General features: G+C 67.7%; 14 protein-coding genes. All 14 read right to left on the bottom strand.

Annotation, left to right across the window (positions count from 1 at the left end; translation table 11 throughout):
- Positions 1 to 102: 102 nt before the first annotated feature.
- Positions 103 to 513, bottom strand: coding sequence for a DUF6276 family protein (locus tag Hbl1158_RS05145; protein ID WP_234298985.1), 411 nt, complete (start codon positions 511 to 513; stop codon positions 103 to 105).
- An 82-nt stretch (positions 514 to 595) separates the two neighbouring features.
- Complete coding sequence (locus Hbl1158_RS05140; protein ID WP_234298984.1) at positions 596 to 1,303, bottom strand: V-type ATP synthase subunit D; 708 nt, start codon at positions 1,301 to 1,303, stop codon at positions 596 to 598.
- A gap of 181 nt (positions 1,304 to 1,484) precedes the next feature.
- A complete protein-coding gene (locus Hbl1158_RS05135) occupies positions 1,485 to 2,909 on the bottom strand; it encodes an ATP synthase subunit B (protein WP_234298983.1) in 1,425 nt (474 codons plus the stop codon).
- A gap of 3 nt (positions 2,910 to 2,912) precedes the next feature.
- A complete protein-coding gene (locus Hbl1158_RS05130; RefSeq protein ID WP_234298982.1) occupies positions 2,913 to 4,676 on the bottom strand; it encodes an ATP synthase subunit A in 1,764 nt (587 codons plus the stop codon).
- Between the two features lie 4 nt (positions 4,677 to 4,680).
- On the bottom strand, positions 4,681 to 5,004 hold the full coding sequence (locus Hbl1158_RS05125; protein WP_234298981.1) for a V-type ATP synthase subunit F: 324 nt from the start codon (positions 5,002 to 5,004) through the stop codon (positions 4,681 to 4,683).
- Positions 5,001 to 6,053, bottom strand: coding sequence for a V-type ATP synthase subunit C (locus Hbl1158_RS05120; RefSeq protein ID WP_234298980.1), 1,053 nt, complete (start codon positions 6,051 to 6,053; stop codon positions 5,001 to 5,003). Before Hbl1158_RS05120 ends, Hbl1158_RS05125 begins: the two co-directional genes overlap by 4 nt.
- Positions 6,046 to 6,630 (bottom strand): V-type ATP synthase subunit E, encoded by a 585-nt coding sequence (locus Hbl1158_RS05115; protein WP_234298979.1) that lies wholly within the window; start codon positions 6,628 to 6,630, stop codon positions 6,046 to 6,048. The genes Hbl1158_RS05120 and Hbl1158_RS05115 overlap by 8 nt, the downstream gene beginning before the upstream one ends.
- Before the next feature lie 20 nt (positions 6,631 to 6,650).
- Positions 6,651 to 6,902 carry a hypothetical protein gene (locus Hbl1158_RS05110; protein ID WP_234298978.1) on the bottom strand — a complete coding sequence of 84 codons (252 nt, stop codon included), beginning with the start codon at positions 6,900 to 6,902 and terminating at the stop codon, positions 6,651 to 6,653.
- A 195-nt stretch (positions 6,903 to 7,097) separates the two neighbouring features.
- On the bottom strand, positions 7,098 to 9,365 hold the full coding sequence (locus tag Hbl1158_RS05105; protein WP_234298977.1) for a V-type ATP synthase subunit I: 2,268 nt from the start codon (positions 9,363 to 9,365) through the stop codon (positions 7,098 to 7,100).
- Entirely contained in the window at positions 9,352 to 9,684 is a 333-nt protein-coding gene (gene ahaH / locus Hbl1158_RS05100; protein ID WP_234298976.1) for an ATP synthase archaeal subunit H, read from the bottom strand. The genes Hbl1158_RS05105 and ahaH overlap by 14 nt, the downstream gene beginning before the upstream one ends.
- Before the next feature lie 178 nt (positions 9,685 to 9,862).
- A complete protein-coding gene (locus Hbl1158_RS05095) occupies positions 9,863 to 11,293 on the bottom strand; it encodes an aryl-sulfate sulfotransferase (protein ID WP_234298975.1) in 1,431 nt (476 codons plus the stop codon).
- Positions 11,294 to 11,397: 104 nt separating this feature from the next.
- Positions 11,398 to 12,852, bottom strand: coding sequence for an NCS2 family permease (locus Hbl1158_RS05090; RefSeq protein ID WP_234298974.1), 1,455 nt, complete (start codon positions 12,850 to 12,852; stop codon positions 11,398 to 11,400).
- A 240-nt stretch (positions 12,853 to 13,092) separates the two neighbouring features.
- The gene (locus Hbl1158_RS05085) at positions 13,093 to 13,806 is read right to left on the bottom strand and encodes a phosphoribosyltransferase family protein (RefSeq protein ID WP_234298973.1); all 714 of its coding nucleotides are present in this window, start codon (positions 13,804 to 13,806) and stop codon (positions 13,093 to 13,095) included.
- Positions 13,807 to 13,977: 171 nt separating this feature from the next.
- On the bottom strand, positions 13,978 to 14,541 hold the full coding sequence (gene pyrE, locus Hbl1158_RS05080; RefSeq protein WP_234298972.1) for an orotate phosphoribosyltransferase: 564 nt from the start codon (positions 14,539 to 14,541) through the stop codon (positions 13,978 to 13,980).
- Positions 14,542 to 14,550: the final 9 nt, after the last annotated feature.

The raw sequence follows: 14,550 nt of genomic DNA, 5'->3' as shown, positions 1-14,550 counted from the left end.
GAAGGGCGAGGCTTTCGCCTCGAATTTTCCGTAAACTCGACGGCCGACCTCCGGCCCCGCTGAGTCCCCGTCTTCACCCGGTTCCGCCTCGCGTCGCTCTCGTCAGGACCCCAGCAGCGAGTTCAGTTGTCGCACGCGCCGTTCGAGGTCGAACGTCGGCACCACCTCGGCGTCGTGGACGGCCGCGATCAGTCGGTCGAACGCCAGCGACACGTCCGCGCCATCGCGCTCTGCGGCCTCGCGGAGGGCGCGCGCGGACGACTTTCGCAACGCGATCGACGGGAGCGTGCCGATCAACAGCGCGAACGCCACCCCGGCGTCACCGGCGGGGAACGACTCGTGGACTCGGGAGAACTCGGGGTCCCCGTCGGTCGCCGTCTCGGACGCGCTCGCGACCGAGAGACAGTTCGGACAGATGCTCGCGACCGTCGCGGTCGCCGGCGCGTGGTCGCGGAGTTCGGAGGGAACCGCGAACGCGACCGGGTCGGCGGCCTCACAGTCGGGACAGACCATACGTCGCGTCGCGAGCGAGAGGAGATAAAACGGGTGGGGCTGACCGACCGAACCGCGCACGCGACGACCCGATCCGACCCGATCAGTCGTCGCTCTCGGCGACGCCGGCCTCGAGCGCCTCGGCCTCGGCCTTCGCGGCGGCCTCGCGCTCTTCTTCCTTCTCTTCCTCCTCCTTCTTCGCCTTGATCTTCTTGAGGCGGAAGATCTCCTCGCGCTCCTGCTCCTCGAGCTTCTGTTCGATGTACTCTTTGTTCTCGTTGAGTTCGGGCAGGAGCTTGAACTCCAGGGCGTTGACGCGGCGCTTGGTGGTCTCGATCTCCTCGAGCATCTTCTTCATCGCCGTCTCGACCTCCGCGGCGAGGATGATCGACTCCAGCAGCTCCTCGTATGCGTCGGCCGCCTCGTCGATGCGCGCCGAGGATCCGAGCACGCCGTAGCCGCGCTCGTCGAGGTTCTTCCGCACCTTCGAGGACTCGATCTGCGGCACGACCACGCCCATGATGTTCTTCGACTGGGTCGTGATCTCGGGGTGCTCCTTCAGCGCCGCCGCCGCGCCGCGGACGGCCACGTCGCCCTCCATCGCGCGCGCCTTGTTGATCTTGTCCTGCGCGTCGTCGTAGTCCGTCTCGAGCTGGTCGCGGACGTCCTGCGCCTGATCGAGAATGTCCATGAACTCCATGATGAGGCCGTCTCGCTTCTGTTCGAGCGTGTCGTGCCCCCGCTCGGAGAGGTCGATACGGTCCTCGATCTCCATGAGGTTCTTCCGGGTCGGCTTGACGTCCTCCGCCATAGTCTTGCCTGACGGTTGCGCGGCGAGGGTGTTAATCCTTGTTAGTCGGCGTGCGCGTGTGACGATCGGGCGCGACCGATAGCGGACGATCGGCCGACGCACCCGTCGAGGCTCGCGCCGTCCCGATCGTGCGTCGTCCGCGCCGTCGTCTGCGAAAAAATCGGGCCCGCGGGTCGGGCGTTCAGTCCGCCGAGACTTCCTCGGCGTCGGCGGCGGAGGCGTCCTCGCGGTAGTGCTCCTCGATGAGGTCCTCGTCGACGCGGTTGAGCTCCGTCTTCGGCAGCGTCGACAGCAGGTCCCAGCCGAGTTCGATCGTCTCGTCGATCGTGCGGTTGGTGTCGAAGCCCTGTTCGACGAACTCCTCCTCGAAGGCGTCGGCGAAGTCGAGGTACTTGTTGTCGCGCTCGGAGAGCGCCTCGCGACCGACGATGTTCACGAGGTCGCGCAGGTCCTCGCCCTCCGCGTACGCCGCGTACATCTGGTCGGACACGTCACCGTGGTCGGCGCGGGTGAGCCCCTCGCCGATACCGTCGTCCATCAGCCGCGAGAGGCTGGGGAGGACGTTTACGGGCGGCTGGATGCCCTGGCTGTGAAGCGGGCGATCCATCATGATCTGCCCCTCCGTGATGTACCCCGTCAGGTCGGGGATCGGGTGGGTGTCGTCGTCGCCCGGCATCGTGAGGATCGGGATCTGCGTGACGGAGCCGTCGCGGTCCTTGAGGCGACCCGCGCGCTCGTACAGCTGCGCCAGGTCGGTGTACATGTACCCGGGGTAGCCACGCCGGCCGGGCACCTCCTCGCGGGCGGCACCGATCTCCCGGAGCGCCTCGCAGTAGTTGGTCATGTCCGTCAGGACGACGAGCACGTGGTACCCCTTGTCGAACGCGAGGTACTCGGCGGTCGTCAGGGCCAGCCGCGGCGTGACCGTCCGCTCGACGGCGGGGTCGTCCGCGAGGTTCATGAAGACGACCGAGCGCTCGAGCGCACCCGTCCGCTCGAAGTCCTCCATGAACTCGTTGGCCTCCTCCTGGGTGATGCCCATCGCACCGAAGATCACCGCGAACTCCGACTCGTCCTCGTCGCTTTCGCCCTCCTCCTCCGGGACGGTCGCCTGTCGGGCGATCTGGAGCGCGAGGTCGTTGTGCGGCAGGCCGGAGCCCGAGAAGATCGGGAGCTTCTGGCCGCGCACGAGCGTGTTCATCCCGTCGATGGCCGAGACGCCCGTCTGGATGAAGTCCTCGGGGTACTCCCGACTGTACGGGTTGATCGCCGCGCCGACGATGTCGCGCCGCTCGTCGGGGACGATCTCCGGGCCGCCGTCGATCGGGTTGCCGGAGCCGTCGAGGACGCGACCGAGCAGGTCCTCGGTCACGGGCATCTTCAGCGTCTCGCCAAGGAAGCGGACCGAGGCGTTGCGGTCGATGCCGGTGGTGCCCTCGAACACCTGGATCGCGACGACCCCGTCCTCGCTCTCGAGGACCTGGCCGCGCTTCGTCTCGCCGCTTGGCGTCTCGATCTCGACGATCTCGTCGTAGCCGATGGGCTCGTCGACCTCGGCGAACACCAGCGGGCCGCTGACTTCCGTGATGGTTTGGTACTCTTTCATGGTTCAGTAGAGCGAGCGGAGCTGCTCGATGATGTCTTCTTGAAGCTCGTCGACGAACGCCTCCCAGTCCTCCTGGGTCGCGATCCGGTTGAGCTGGGGCGCGGCGTCGATGCTCGTGATGTCCTCGATGGGGACGCCCGCGTCGAGCGCGTCGAACGCCTCGTCGTTGAACGTCTGGATGGTCTCGAGGATCGCGTACGTCTTCTCGGGCGGACAGTACATGTCCACGTCGATGAAGGCGTTCTGCTGGAGGTACCCCTCACGCAGGTAGCGCGCCACCTCGAGGGTGAGCCGCTGGTCCTCCGGCAGGGCGTCCTTCCCGACGAGCTGGACGATCTCCTGAAGCTCGCCCTCCTCGTCGAGCACGTCGACGGCCCACTGTCGCCGGTCGGGCCAGTCCTCGGCGACGTTCTCCTTGAACCAGGGGTCGAGCTGCTCCTGGTACAGCGAGTACGACTCGTTCCAGTTGATCGCCGGGAAGTGGCGGCGCTCGGCCAGGTCGGCGTCCAGCGCCCAGAACGTCTTCACGATGCGCAGCGTGTTCTGCGTGACCGGCTCGGAGAAGTCGCCGCCGGGCGGCGAGACCGCGCCGATCGCCGACACCGAGCCCTCGCTACCGTTGAGGTTCTCGAAGTAGCCGGCCCGCTCGTAGAACTCCGCCAGGCGGGCGGCGAGGTACGCGGGGTACCCCTCCTCGCCGGGCATCTCCTCCAGCCGGGAGGAGATCTCGCGCATGGCCTCCGCCCACCGCGAGGTGGAGTCGGCCATGAGCGCCACGTCGTATCCCATGTCGCGGTAGTACTCGGCGATGGTGATGCCGGTGTACACGCACGACTCGCGGGCCGCGACGGGCATGTTCGAGGTGTTCGCGATGAGCGAGGTGCGGGCCATCAGGGAGTTGCCGTTCTTCGGGTCCTCCAGTTCGGGGAAGTCCTCGATCACCTCGGTCATCTCGTTGCCGCGCTCGCCGCAGCCGACGTAGATGACGATGTCCGCGTCCGCGAACTTCGCGAGGCTGTGCTGGGTGACGGTCTTCCCGGAGCCGAACGGGCCCGGGATGGCGGCCGTCCCGCCCTTCGCGATGGGGAACAGGCCGTCGAGGATGCGCTGGCCCGAGACGAGCGGCTCGCGGGGCGTTCGCTTCTCGACGGTCGGCCGCTTCTCGCGAACCGGCCACTCCTGGCGCATCGAGATCTCCTCGCCGTTCTCCAGCGTGACGACGGGGTCGTCGACCGTGAACTCCCCTTCCTCGGCGCTCTCGACGACGCCGCCCTCGTAGTCCGGCGGCACCATGACCTTGTGGTCGATGGTGACCGTCTCGGGAACGATGCCGACGATGTCGCCTGCCTCGACACTATCGCCGGCCTCGACCTCGGGAGTGAACTCCCACTCCTTCTCCAGGTCGATGCCGGGCGCGTCGACCCCGCGGTCGAGGAACGCGCTGTCCATCTTGTCTTCGAGCACGTCGAGCGGGCGCTGGACGCCGTCGTAGATGGCGTCCAGCATTCCCGGTCCCAGGTCCACGGAGAGCGGTTCGCCCGTGTTTTCGACGGGCTCACCGGGGGCGACCCCGGAGGTCTCCTCGTACACCTGAATGGTCGTGATGTCGCCTTCGATCTCGATGACCTCGCCCATCAGCCCTTCGTCGCCCACGTAGACGACGTCGTTCATCCGGGCGTCGAGGTCGACGGCCTTCACGACCGGGCCGCTCACGCTGTTGATGCGTCCGGTTCCGTCGGTCGTCTCGGTTTCGCTTGCCTGACTCATGTGTTCACTCCTCCTCGTCCATCAGGTCGATCCCGATGGCTCGCTTGATCTGTTCGCGCAGGCCGCTCCCGGCACCGCCGCCGAGCGTGACCAGTACGGGCTCGACGCTCCCCTCCACGTCCCGGCGGACCGTCCGCGAGAGGTGATCGAGGTCGTCGTCGAGCATCACGATGATACCCACGTCGTCGTCCGAGAGCGCCCCCTCGACGGCCTCGTCGAGGCGGTCGTCCTTCTCGTCGTCGGGGACGTTCTCGCACTTCCTGACGCCGGCCAGCCTGAATCCGGTCGTGAACTCGGGGCTGCCGACGACGGCGATCTCCTGACTCATATGATCACCAACTCCTGTTCGATCTCTTCGGGGCCGAGCCCCGCCTCCTTGCCGCGGGCGATGGCGCGGATGTTGTCGACCTCGCGCTCCTTAGCGAGCACGTACGACACCACCGGCGTCACCGACAGCGGGTGGACCAGCCCCAGCGAGTCCGCGTACTCCAGTAGGGCCGCTTCGAGGGCGTGTTCGAATCCGATGAGGCTCTCTGCGTCCTCCAACTCCGCTACTGCGTCCGAGAGGCGCTCGCCGTAGCGCGACTCGCGGATCCGCTCGACCAGCTCGTCGGTGTTCGACGCGAGCTGTGACAGCTCGGCGGCGGAGAACAACACGCCCCCCTCGATGAAGTACTCCGAGGGGTTGATGTCCGTGCCCGACCGGGCGAGCCGCAGGGTGTTGATCGCGTTACGGAAGTCGATCTCCGCCTCGAGGAACTCCCGGTACTCCGAGAGCGCCTCGCCGGTGAGATCATCGGTCCGCAACAGGTCGTAGTACGCGCGGTCGACCGCGTTCTCCAGCGGCACGAGCACGCCCGACGACTCGTAGTCGTCGAGGGCGTCGGCGAGCGGGTCGCCGAACACCGTCCGCTCGAGCACCTCGACGACCTCTTCGATGGAGCCCGCATCGAGCAGCCGCTCGAGCAGTCGCTCGTCGAACTCGCCGGCGCGAATGAGGTCGTCCGCGACCGCCTCGCGCTCGGTGTCGGCGTACACGCCGCGAAGCACCGTCTTGACGTTCCACACGTCGAACTTGCGAAGGTAGCGGGCGACGTGGCCGTACAGCTTGCCCTCACACCAGCTGAGGATGTCCTCGAAGTCCTCCGCGAGGCTCGCGTTCAGCGAGTACTCGATGAGGTCGACGCCCGAGAACCGCGACCCGAGCGCGTTGATCTCCTCCTCGTAGGCCGACGACTCCTCCATGAACCGGGCGATCTCCGCCGGGCTCATCCTGACCAGCTTCCGGTAGTCGTCCTCCTCGAACAGCCCTGCGCGCCGCGATCGAACGCGGGCGGTGACGTACTCGGGGTTGGACGTGCCGGCGCTTTTACTCATCGTCGAACAGTCGGTCGCTCAGCTCCTTGAGGTTGTCCTCCCAGACCACCTCGAGCACCGAGTCGAACGTGTTGTTCACACGGACGCGCGACTCCTCGCTCTCGACGACGACGCCGCCGAGACACTCGCGCTCGCCGGCGTACGACCAGCCGTCGTAGTCCGCGAGGATTTCGGTCAACAGCTCCTCGTCGTCGGCGCGACCGCGAACGGAAACCGACTCGTCGTCGTCGAACTCGGGCGCTGCCGCGTCCAGCAGCGACCGGGTCAGCTCCTCGCGCTCGTCGCCTGCGAGGTCGGCGATGGCGGCCTCGGTGTCCTCGCGAACGTCCGCCAGGACGTCTCGTCGGGCCTCCAGTCGCTGCTGTTTCGCCTCGAGCTTCGCCGCCGACAGCGTCTGCTCGCGCTCCTGTTCGATCTGCCGTTCGACCTGCTGTTCTCGTTCCTGGACGATACGTTCGGCCTCCTCCTCGGCCTCCGAGACGATCTCCGCTGCGTGCTCCTCGCCCTCTTCGCGGATCTCCTCCGCACGCGCGTCCGCCTCGGCACGGATGTCTTCGACGACTGTCTCCAGACTCATGGTGAAAGGGAGGAGGCGGTTTAGACCAGGAAGATGGTGACTAGTGCGAGAATGACGAGGGTCTCGGGCAGGACCGTGAAGATCAGACCCGTGACGAACAGGTCCTCGTCCTCGGCGACGGCACCGACGGCGGCCGAGCCGATGCCTCGCTCGGCATAGCCCGCGCCGAACGCGGCCAGACCGACAGCCAGCGCCGCGGCGGACGCCGAGGGGATGGCCGGGCTACTCTCCTGCAGTACAACGTTAGCGAGTTCAGGTGTGGTTTCGAGCATGGTATTCGGTAGGCGGATGCCTAACTCCGGACAAGCGTGTTTGCGCCTGAGGAGTGCATAAAGGTTCCCAAAACGAACGACGAGAGTCCGACGTTCCGGCGTGCGACGCGCCGCTGTTCGTGTGAATCGTCCGCACGCGAGTTCCGGTCTTCGGTAGGGAATCCCCGTTCCCGGATCCGTCCCGGGAACGCGGGGTCACTCCTCAGCGGTGAAGCGCCGTTCGTGACCGAACGGCTCGTACTCCGTGCCGCCGCCGTCGAAGAACTTCGAGAAGAACTCGTAGTACTCGAGGCGCACGGCCTGGAGACCCGCGGAGGTCACGCCCAGCGCGAGCACGAGCAGGTGCCCCACGACCAAGATGAGCAGTCCGCCGACGACCGCCGCGATGCTCCCGTGGACCAGCCCCGGGAACATGATCGTCGCCGCCTCGGGCGCTTGGCTCGGGCCGTACTCCAACAGGAAGTGGAACTCCCCGTCGGGGGTCTCGTAGGCACCGAAGAACAGGAGGTTGACGACGAACGCCATCCCCGCCTTCGCCAGCAGCACCGCGGCGATACGCGTGTAGCTCAGCACGTTCACGAGCACGTCGAAGATCTCGAGGATCTCCGCGGGCGCGCCGACGACCAGCAGGACTGCGCCCAGGAGGAACAGTCCGAGCCCGAGGACGCCGAGGGCGGGCGAGAAGCCGTTGAATCCGAGCGCGAACGCCGTAGAGGCGAACTCGCCGGACGCCTCAGGCGCCGCACCGGACCCGTCGAAGACGGTGAAGATGAACGCGGGCTTCTTGCCGGCGTACAGCCGGCTGAACACGAACAGCCAGAGGCCGTTCATGCCCAGGATCCACGAGCCCTTCTCGGTGATCGCCGCCTTCGCCCCGTGGAACTCCAGTTCCTCGAGGAACCCGAAGACGTAGCCGACGTTCAGGTGGATCAGCGCGACGATGGTCGATATCACCAGCCACGCCTGCGCCCAGTAGATGTCGGCGGGCTGCAGCCCCTTGTGAATCGGGGCGCTGGAGAGGCCGATCGCGCCCTCCCAGAAGTACGTCGAGATGACGTGCAAGCCGAAGAACTCGCCGTAGAAGACGCCGAAGATCGCGGTGAAGATACCGGCCGCGATGGTGACGCCGCCCATCGATTTGAACGCCTTCGAGTCGAAGTTCGAGTACAGGAAGTAGCCGATTGCCGTGTAGAGGATCCCGTACCCGAGGTCACCGATCATGAACCCGAAGAACGCCGGGAAGGTGAGAAACAGGATCACCGACGGGTCGAACTCGCGGTAGTTCGGGCGACCGACCGCCCGAACGAGCACCTCGAACGGCGAGACGATGCCGGGGTTGTCCTGCACCACGGGCGGGTCGTCGTTTCGCATGACGACCGAGCCGCCGGAGCCGTCGGCGACGGCCCGCTGGCGCTCGGTCGCGCCATCGTCGTCGCCTGCGGCGTCGGCGTCGTCCCCGTTCTCGGGGCCCGTGTCCTCGACGGACGGCGGGACGTCCTCGCGGACCTGTACGTCACCGTCGGCACCGAAAGCGGCCCGTTCGAGCTCTTCGACCTCCACGTGGCTGCCGACGGCGTCCTGCACGGCCGAGTTGAACTCGGTGTATCGCTCGGTCGGGATCCACCCCTCGGCGACGAACGCGTTGCGCGTCGTCGCAAACGAGAGGGGAGCCTGCGCCTTCTGCACGTCCACCGTCAGCGTCTCCTCGGCCGCCAGGAGGAATCCCGCGGCGTCCTCGCGATGGGCCTCGATCTCGGTCTCGACCTCGTCGAGTTCGCGTTCGATCTCCTCGCGGTCCTTCTCGAGTTCGCTGACGTACACCTCCGGCGAGACGTTGTCGCCCTCGACGTCGGGGACGTCGAGGCCGGCGAACTCGGCGCTCACCAGCGCGTCCTCGAGCGCGTCGGCGTCGTCGCCCTCGGGACGCGCGAACACGGCCAGCACGTCGTCGCCGAACACCTCGTACTCGGCCAGCCCGCCGGCGTCGAGGACGGCGCGCTCGACGGCCTCGCGGTCGCCTCGACCGACGGCGACCTGCACGGAGTCGTACCCCTGCAGCAGGTCGAGGTCGATCCCGAGATCGGCGAACGGCTCGACGGCCTCGATACGCTCTTCGATCGAGCGGAGCCGCGACCGGAGGTCGTCGCGCCGGTCGTCCAGCGCGTTGACGTCCTCGCGAAGCTCCTCCAGTTCCGCCGCCAGTTCGTCGTCGTCGAGCACGCGGGCCGGCCCCGCGTCGTCGTCCTCGACGCCGAGGATCGACTTGAGCGACCGGACGGTGACCAGTTTCTCGGCCGCGCCCTCCGCGCCCGACCGGGGACTGCCCTGCTCGAACCCCTCCCAGCCGCCACCGTAGTCGGTGACGTGCAGGAGGTTCATCTCGTGGACGGTCTCGACGACCTCGTCCAAGTAGGCGTCGGCCCCGGTGACCGACACCTTGCTCATCCGCTCAGGCCTGAGCATGTACCGCCTCCTCGAACCGTTCGACCGCGAACTCGACGACCTCCTCTACCCGGTCGCTCGCCTCGTCGACGAGTTCTGTCCGCTCGCGGCGGCCCGCCGCGATGATTTCCTCACGCTTCTCCTCGATCTCCTCGCGCGCTTCCTCGAGGCGCTCTTCCTCGATGCGATCGGCCTCGGCTTCGGCCTCGGCGACGATCTCGTCGGCCTCCGACCGCGCCTCCGAGATCCGCGCCTCGCGGTCGGCCTCCGCCTCGGCGACGATCTCTTCGGCATCGGCTTCGGCCTCCTTCACGCGTTCGAGAACTTCGGGTCTCGGCATGGGTACTCGTCGTCACGGAGTAACCCACGTCGCTATAAGGTGTTTGCGGAATGTGTCGTGGATCGAGGCGCGGGGAGTTCGTCGTGGAACGACTGGACAGAGCGGAGATATCGGGGGATGGAACGACGCGACCGCCGAGCGCGACCGGTCGACAGGACCGCCCGCGGGACCGGCGCGATCAGCTCTCGCCTCGGCGTGTCCGGACCTCGCGGACCGCCCGACGGACGCCGCGTCTGATCCGGTCGCGCGCGGCGACCGCCTCGGCGACCCCCCAGCCGACGAGCACGAGCAGTCCGCCGACCGCGCCGGCGAAGGCCCACGAACCCATCCACACCGGGCGGATCCACGGGACGACGCCCGACCACGTGGTCGCGAAGCCCTGGGCGGGATCGGCCAGTACGGTCCCGGCGAAGGTGTTCTGGACGGCCGCGGCGAACGTCAGCGTGTCGCCGGTCCCTTCGATGAGGCCCGCGGACCCGTAGATCTGGTAGCTACCGCTCACGCCCTGGTCGGCCATCGTCGGCCCGTTCGACTCCGCGCCGGTGCCGATGCGTTCGGCGTCGTACGGCCCCCAGGTGGCGTAGTACTCCCAGACGATCTCGCCGCGCGGCGTCACCTCGATCACGCGGTGGTTGAGCGAGTCGGTGATGAGCGTGTTGCCGTTGGGGAGGCGGTCGGCGTCGCGCGGCCAGTCGAGCTGTCCGGTGCCGACCTCCCAGACCTCGACCCACTCGCCGTCGCGGCGCTCGTACTCGACGACGCGGTCGTTCTCGGAGTCGGCCACGAGCATCGTCGGGTTGCCGTCCTCGCTCACGAGCCAGTCGGGGTTGTGCTGCTCGTGTAGGGTGTCGTGGTCGCCGTCCTCACCGAGGCGGTAGTCGATCTCGTTAGTCGATCGGTTCACGACGATCGCCTGGTCGAAGTTACGCGGGGAGACGAGGTACTGGTCCTCCGCGATACGGTCCACGTCGTTCACGTGGGTCCAGTCCTCGCTGAAGCCGCCGTCCGTCGAGTTCGGGTAGTGGTTCCGGAACTTCCACTCCCAGTCGATCTGGTCGGTCGAGCGATTGTACACGAGGATGCGGTCGTCCGAGCGCTGGGCAGACTCGTTCCAGTTGCGCATGTTGGCGATCAGCAGGTCGCCGTTCGGGAGCATCGCCACGTCGTGCGTGTCGGTGAAGTCGAACCGCTCGGTCCAGACCGGCTCTCGGGTCTCGCGGTCGAGTTCGGCGACCGTGGTGCCGTCGGGGTTGGTGCCGACGACGAGCAGGTTTCCGTTCTCGAGCGGGTCCACGTCGTAGAACCAGAACGCGTCCTGGTTCGAGCCGTCGTACACCCAGTCGGTCGAACCGTCCGGTCGCACCTGGACGAGGCGGGCGGGCTTCTTCTGGTTCCCCTGGCCCTGGAAGTGGAACCCCTGGATCGCGACGACGGTGGAGCCGTTCGCCTCCTCCTCGACGGTGCCCGCCTCGAGTCCGACGGTCCCGGGCGTGCCCGTATCGCTCGGGACGAGGGCCTGGACGGCCGCGGGGGCGAACAGCCCCAACACGACGAGCGCGACCAGCGCCCGCGCGGCCGTCCGCCGGGAGACGGGGAGAGAAGTCGCCATACACCGTACGGAGCGGTGCGGGGTGGAAACTCTTGTGCTCCGTCGTCGCGTGTCGGACGCTCGACGGGTGCGATCGACCCCCGGGTGCGGGGAAGCGTCGCGCCTCAGAGCGCGCCGCCGAGGACGCCCCCGGTGCGGACGAAGAAGTACAGCACGAACGCGCCCGCGAGCACCCAATGACCCGCCCGGATGTCGTCGGTGTCGCCGGCGGCGGCCTTCACGAGCGGGTACGAGACGATGCCCGCGGCGATGCCGTAGGCGATGGAGTAGGTGAACGGCATCACGAGGATCGTCAGTCCGGCGGGAACCGCGTTGGTGTAGTCCGCCCAGTCGATATCGACGAGGTTCCGCAGCATCAACACGGCGACGGCGACCAGCGCGATGTGGCTCGCCCAGATCGGCACCGCCGCCGCCAGGGGGACGACCGCCAGCGAGAGCAGGAACAGCACCGCGATGACGAGGGCGGTCATCCCGGAACGGCCGCCCTCCTCGACGCCCGCGGCGGACTCGATGTACGTCGTCACCGTCGAGGTGCCGAGGATCCCGCCGACCGTGGTACCGATCGCGTCGGCCATCAGCGGCCGGTCGATGTCGGGGAGGTTGCCGTCCTCGTCGAGGAAGCCGGCGACCTGCGAGACGCCGACGAGCGTGCCGGCGGTGTCGAAGAAGTCGACGAAGAAGAACGTGAACACGATCAGCGCGAACGCGAACGCGTCGACGTTGGCCAGGCCGCCGATGAACGCACCCACCAGCGGCGTGATGTCGTAGCCCGCCGCCGAGTACGTCAGCGTGTCGAGCGCCGGCGACAGCGAGGCGTCCGCGATCACGTAGCCGGCGTCGTCGGGAACCGTGTACGCGGTGTAGCCGGCGGCGGCCGCCGCCCAGCCGAGCAGGCTCGTTCCGAGGATGCCGATGACGATGCTGCCCGGGACCCCTCGCGCGTACAGCATGAACGTGAGGAACAGCCCGACGACCGAGAGGATCGCCACGGGGTCTTGCGCGAACACCGGCGAGAACTGGAGGTACGTCTCCGGGTCGGAGGCCACGACCCGCATCGCCTCCAGCCCGATGATAGCGAGGAACAGCCCGATGCCGCCCCCGACGGCCAGCTTCACCGGCTGGGGAAACAGTTTGATCACGTATTCGCGCGCACCTGCGGCGGTGAGCAGCACGAACACGACGCCCTCGACGACGACCGCCGCGAGCGCCGTGTTCCACGGGATGCCCAGTCCGAGGACGACGGTGAACGCGAAGAAGGCGTTCAGTCCCAGGCCCGGGGCCTGTCCGAACGGCCGTTTCGCGTACAGCGCCATCACCAGCGTCGCGACGGCCGCCGAGATGAGGGTCACGACCGCGAGCATCTGCTGGAGCTCCGGGATCGACCGGCCGATATCGGGCCCCGGTCCGTTCGCGATCGCTACCGCGAGGATGCTCGGATTGACGATCACGATGTAGCTCATCGTGAGGAACGTCGTCACGCCAGCGACGACCTCGGTCCGGAGATCCGTCCCGAGTTCCTCGAACTCGAAGAACGCTGCCAACTGCTGTTGCAGCCCCATGTCCCAGGGTTGTGCATTTCTGGTTTAAGCGTTCGGCTTTCGTACCGATAGATATGCAAGAACGAGAATATCTGTTGTTCCGCTCACGTCGGATCTTTGCCGGCCTCCAGCGGCCGAGCCGGCGCGTGAGACCGCGGCGTTCGCCCCGCCTCTCGCGCTCGCTTCGCTCGACGACGCTCTTATCCACGGGTCGCTTCGCTCCCCGTTCCTCTCCGTCGTCTCGCTTCGCTCGACGACGCTCTACTCGAACCGCGTGAGCGCGCCCACCGGCGCGTCGGTGATCTCCGCGGCGCGGTCGGTTCCCTCGTCGCCGACGGCGATGAGCGCGAACACGCCGGTGACTTCGGCGTCCGCCTGGAGGGCGATATCGAGCAGGAGCTCCTGGGTCTCGCCCGAGCGGATCAGGTCGTCGACGACGAGCACGGACTCGCCGGCGTCGATCGCTCCCGCGGGGAGGTAGTACGTCAACTCGATCCCGGAGGCGAGGCGCTGGCGCGACTCGATGAACTCCTCGACGGCCGTCTCTTTCGACTTCTTCGCGTACGCGAGGCCCGCGTCGAAGTGGCTCGCCATCGCCGCCCCGAGGGTGATTCCATCGGTCGCGGCGGTGAGGACCACGTCCGGCGTCTCGAAGTCGAACGACTCGGCCGCCACCGGCGCGACCAGGTCGAGAAACGGCTGGTCGAAGACGACGCCGGAGTTGTCGACGTAGCCCTCGTCGTCGAAGCCGATCCGCGCCTCCAGTTCGTCGGCCAGCGTCTCGCGGCCGATCCCACCGACGACCTCCCGGGCGCGTTCGGCCCCGGGGAGGACGTGGCCGTTGACGTAGCGGTTCAGGTCGCCCGCGGGCAGGCCGGTCACCTCGGCGAGTTCGTCGTACGTTCGCGTCTCCTTCAGCGTCCGCAACACGGCGACCGCCTGTAACTGGAGGGCGGCCTTCTCGGCCCTGTTCATGCAGCTATGCTCGTTCGTGCAACTATGAACACTTCGGATCGTAGATCGGTCCGAACACGCAGACCTGTGTAAGTGTGTCTCACAATCGAACGCGCCGAGCGTCCGACGTGTCGGCGCGCCGATCCGGCGACGCCTCGGCGACGACCTCGACTGAGGGGGATCGGCGGCCGTCTAGCGGTCCGCGAGCAGGCGCGACGCCGTGAGCAGCGACTCCAGTTCCACGTCGTGGTCGGCGAGCAGGTCGGCCGCCCCCTCTTCGCGGTCGACGACGACGAGCACTCGGTTCACGACCGCGCCCGCCTCGCGGAGCGCCTCGACGGCGTCGAGGGCGGACTGCCCCGTGGTGGCAATGTCCTCGAGCACGACGACCTCCTCGCCCTCTGTCAGTTCGCCCTCGATCCGGTTGCCGGTGCCGTACTCCTTGGCGGCCTTCCGGACGATGACGTACGGCGATCCGGTCTCGACGCTCGTGGCCGCCACCAGTGGGACCGCGCCAAGCGCCACGCCCGCGAGTTTCGCGTCGCCGACGCGGTCGGCGTAGGCGGCGGCGATCCGACCGAGGCAGTCGGGGTCGGTCTCGAACCGGTACTTGTCCACGTAGTAGTCGCTGGTGCCCCCGTGTGAGAGTTCGAACTCCCCGAACAGCACGGCGTCGGCCGCGCGCAGCGCGTCGATCAGCGCCGCCTGCTCCCCCTCGTCCGGTCCCGCGCCGCGTCCGTCGCTGCTGTCGCTCATGCTCGGAGG

It is taken from the genome of Halobaculum sp. CBA1158 (assembly GCF_021431925.1).
Taxonomy (GTDB): Archaea; Halobacteriota; Halobacteria; order Halobacteriales; family Haloferacaceae; genus Halobaculum.
This window is presented reverse-complemented; position numbering and strand designations above follow the sequence as displayed.

Bases quoted from the DNA above. Each gene is read 5' to 3' on its own strand.
- Hbl1158_RS05105 (WP_234298977.1), bottom strand. From the start codon at position 9,365: ATGCTCAGGCCTGAGCGGATGAGCAAGGTGTCGGTCACCGGGGCCGAC.
- Hbl1158_RS05125 (WP_234298981.1), bottom strand. From the start codon at position 5,004: ATGAGTCAGGAGATCGCCGTCGTCGGCAGCCCCGAGTTCACGACCGGA.
- Hbl1158_RS05130 (WP_234298982.1), bottom strand. From the start codon at position 4,676: ATGAGTCAGGCAAGCGAAACCGAGACGACCGACGGAACCGGACGCATC.
- Hbl1158_RS05090 (WP_234298974.1), bottom strand. From the start codon at position 12,852: ATGGGGCTGCAACAGCAGTTGGCAGCGTTCTTCGAGTTCGAGGAACTC.
- Hbl1158_RS05110 (WP_234298978.1), bottom strand. From the start codon at position 6,902: ATGCTCGAAACCACACCTGAACTCGCTAACGTTGTACTGCAGGAGAGT.
- pyrE (WP_234298972.1), bottom strand. From the start codon at position 14,541: ATGAGCGACAGCAGCGACGGACGCGGCGCGGGACCGGACGAGGGGGAG.
- Hbl1158_RS05115 (WP_234298979.1), bottom strand. From the start codon at position 6,630: ATGAGTCTGGAGACAGTCGTCGAAGACATCCGTGCCGAGGCGGACGCG.
- Hbl1158_RS05095 (WP_234298975.1), bottom strand. From the start codon at position 11,293: ATGGCGACTTCTCTCCCCGTCTCCCGGCGGACGGCCGCGCGGGCGCTG.
- Hbl1158_RS05140 (WP_234298984.1), bottom strand. From the start codon at position 1,303: ATGGCGGAGGACGTCAAGCCGACCCGGAAGAACCTCATGGAGATCGAG.
- Hbl1158_RS05135 (WP_234298983.1), bottom strand. From the start codon at position 2,909: ATGAAAGAGTACCAAACCATCACGGAAGTCAGCGGCCCGCTGGTGTTC.
- Hbl1158_RS05120 (WP_234298980.1), bottom strand. From the start codon at position 6,053: ATGAGTAAAAGCGCCGGCACGTCCAACCCCGAGTACGTCACCGCCCGC.
- Hbl1158_RS05145 (WP_234298985.1), bottom strand. From the start codon at position 513: ATGGTCTGTCCCGACTGTGAGGCCGCCGACCCGGTCGCGTTCGCGGTT.
- Hbl1158_RS05085 (WP_234298973.1), bottom strand. From the start codon at position 13,806: ATGAACAGGGCCGAGAAGGCCGCCCTCCAGTTACAGGCGGTCGCCGTG.
- ahaH (WP_234298976.1), bottom strand. From the start codon at position 9,684: ATGCCGAGACCCGAAGTTCTCGAACGCGTGAAGGAGGCCGAAGCCGAT.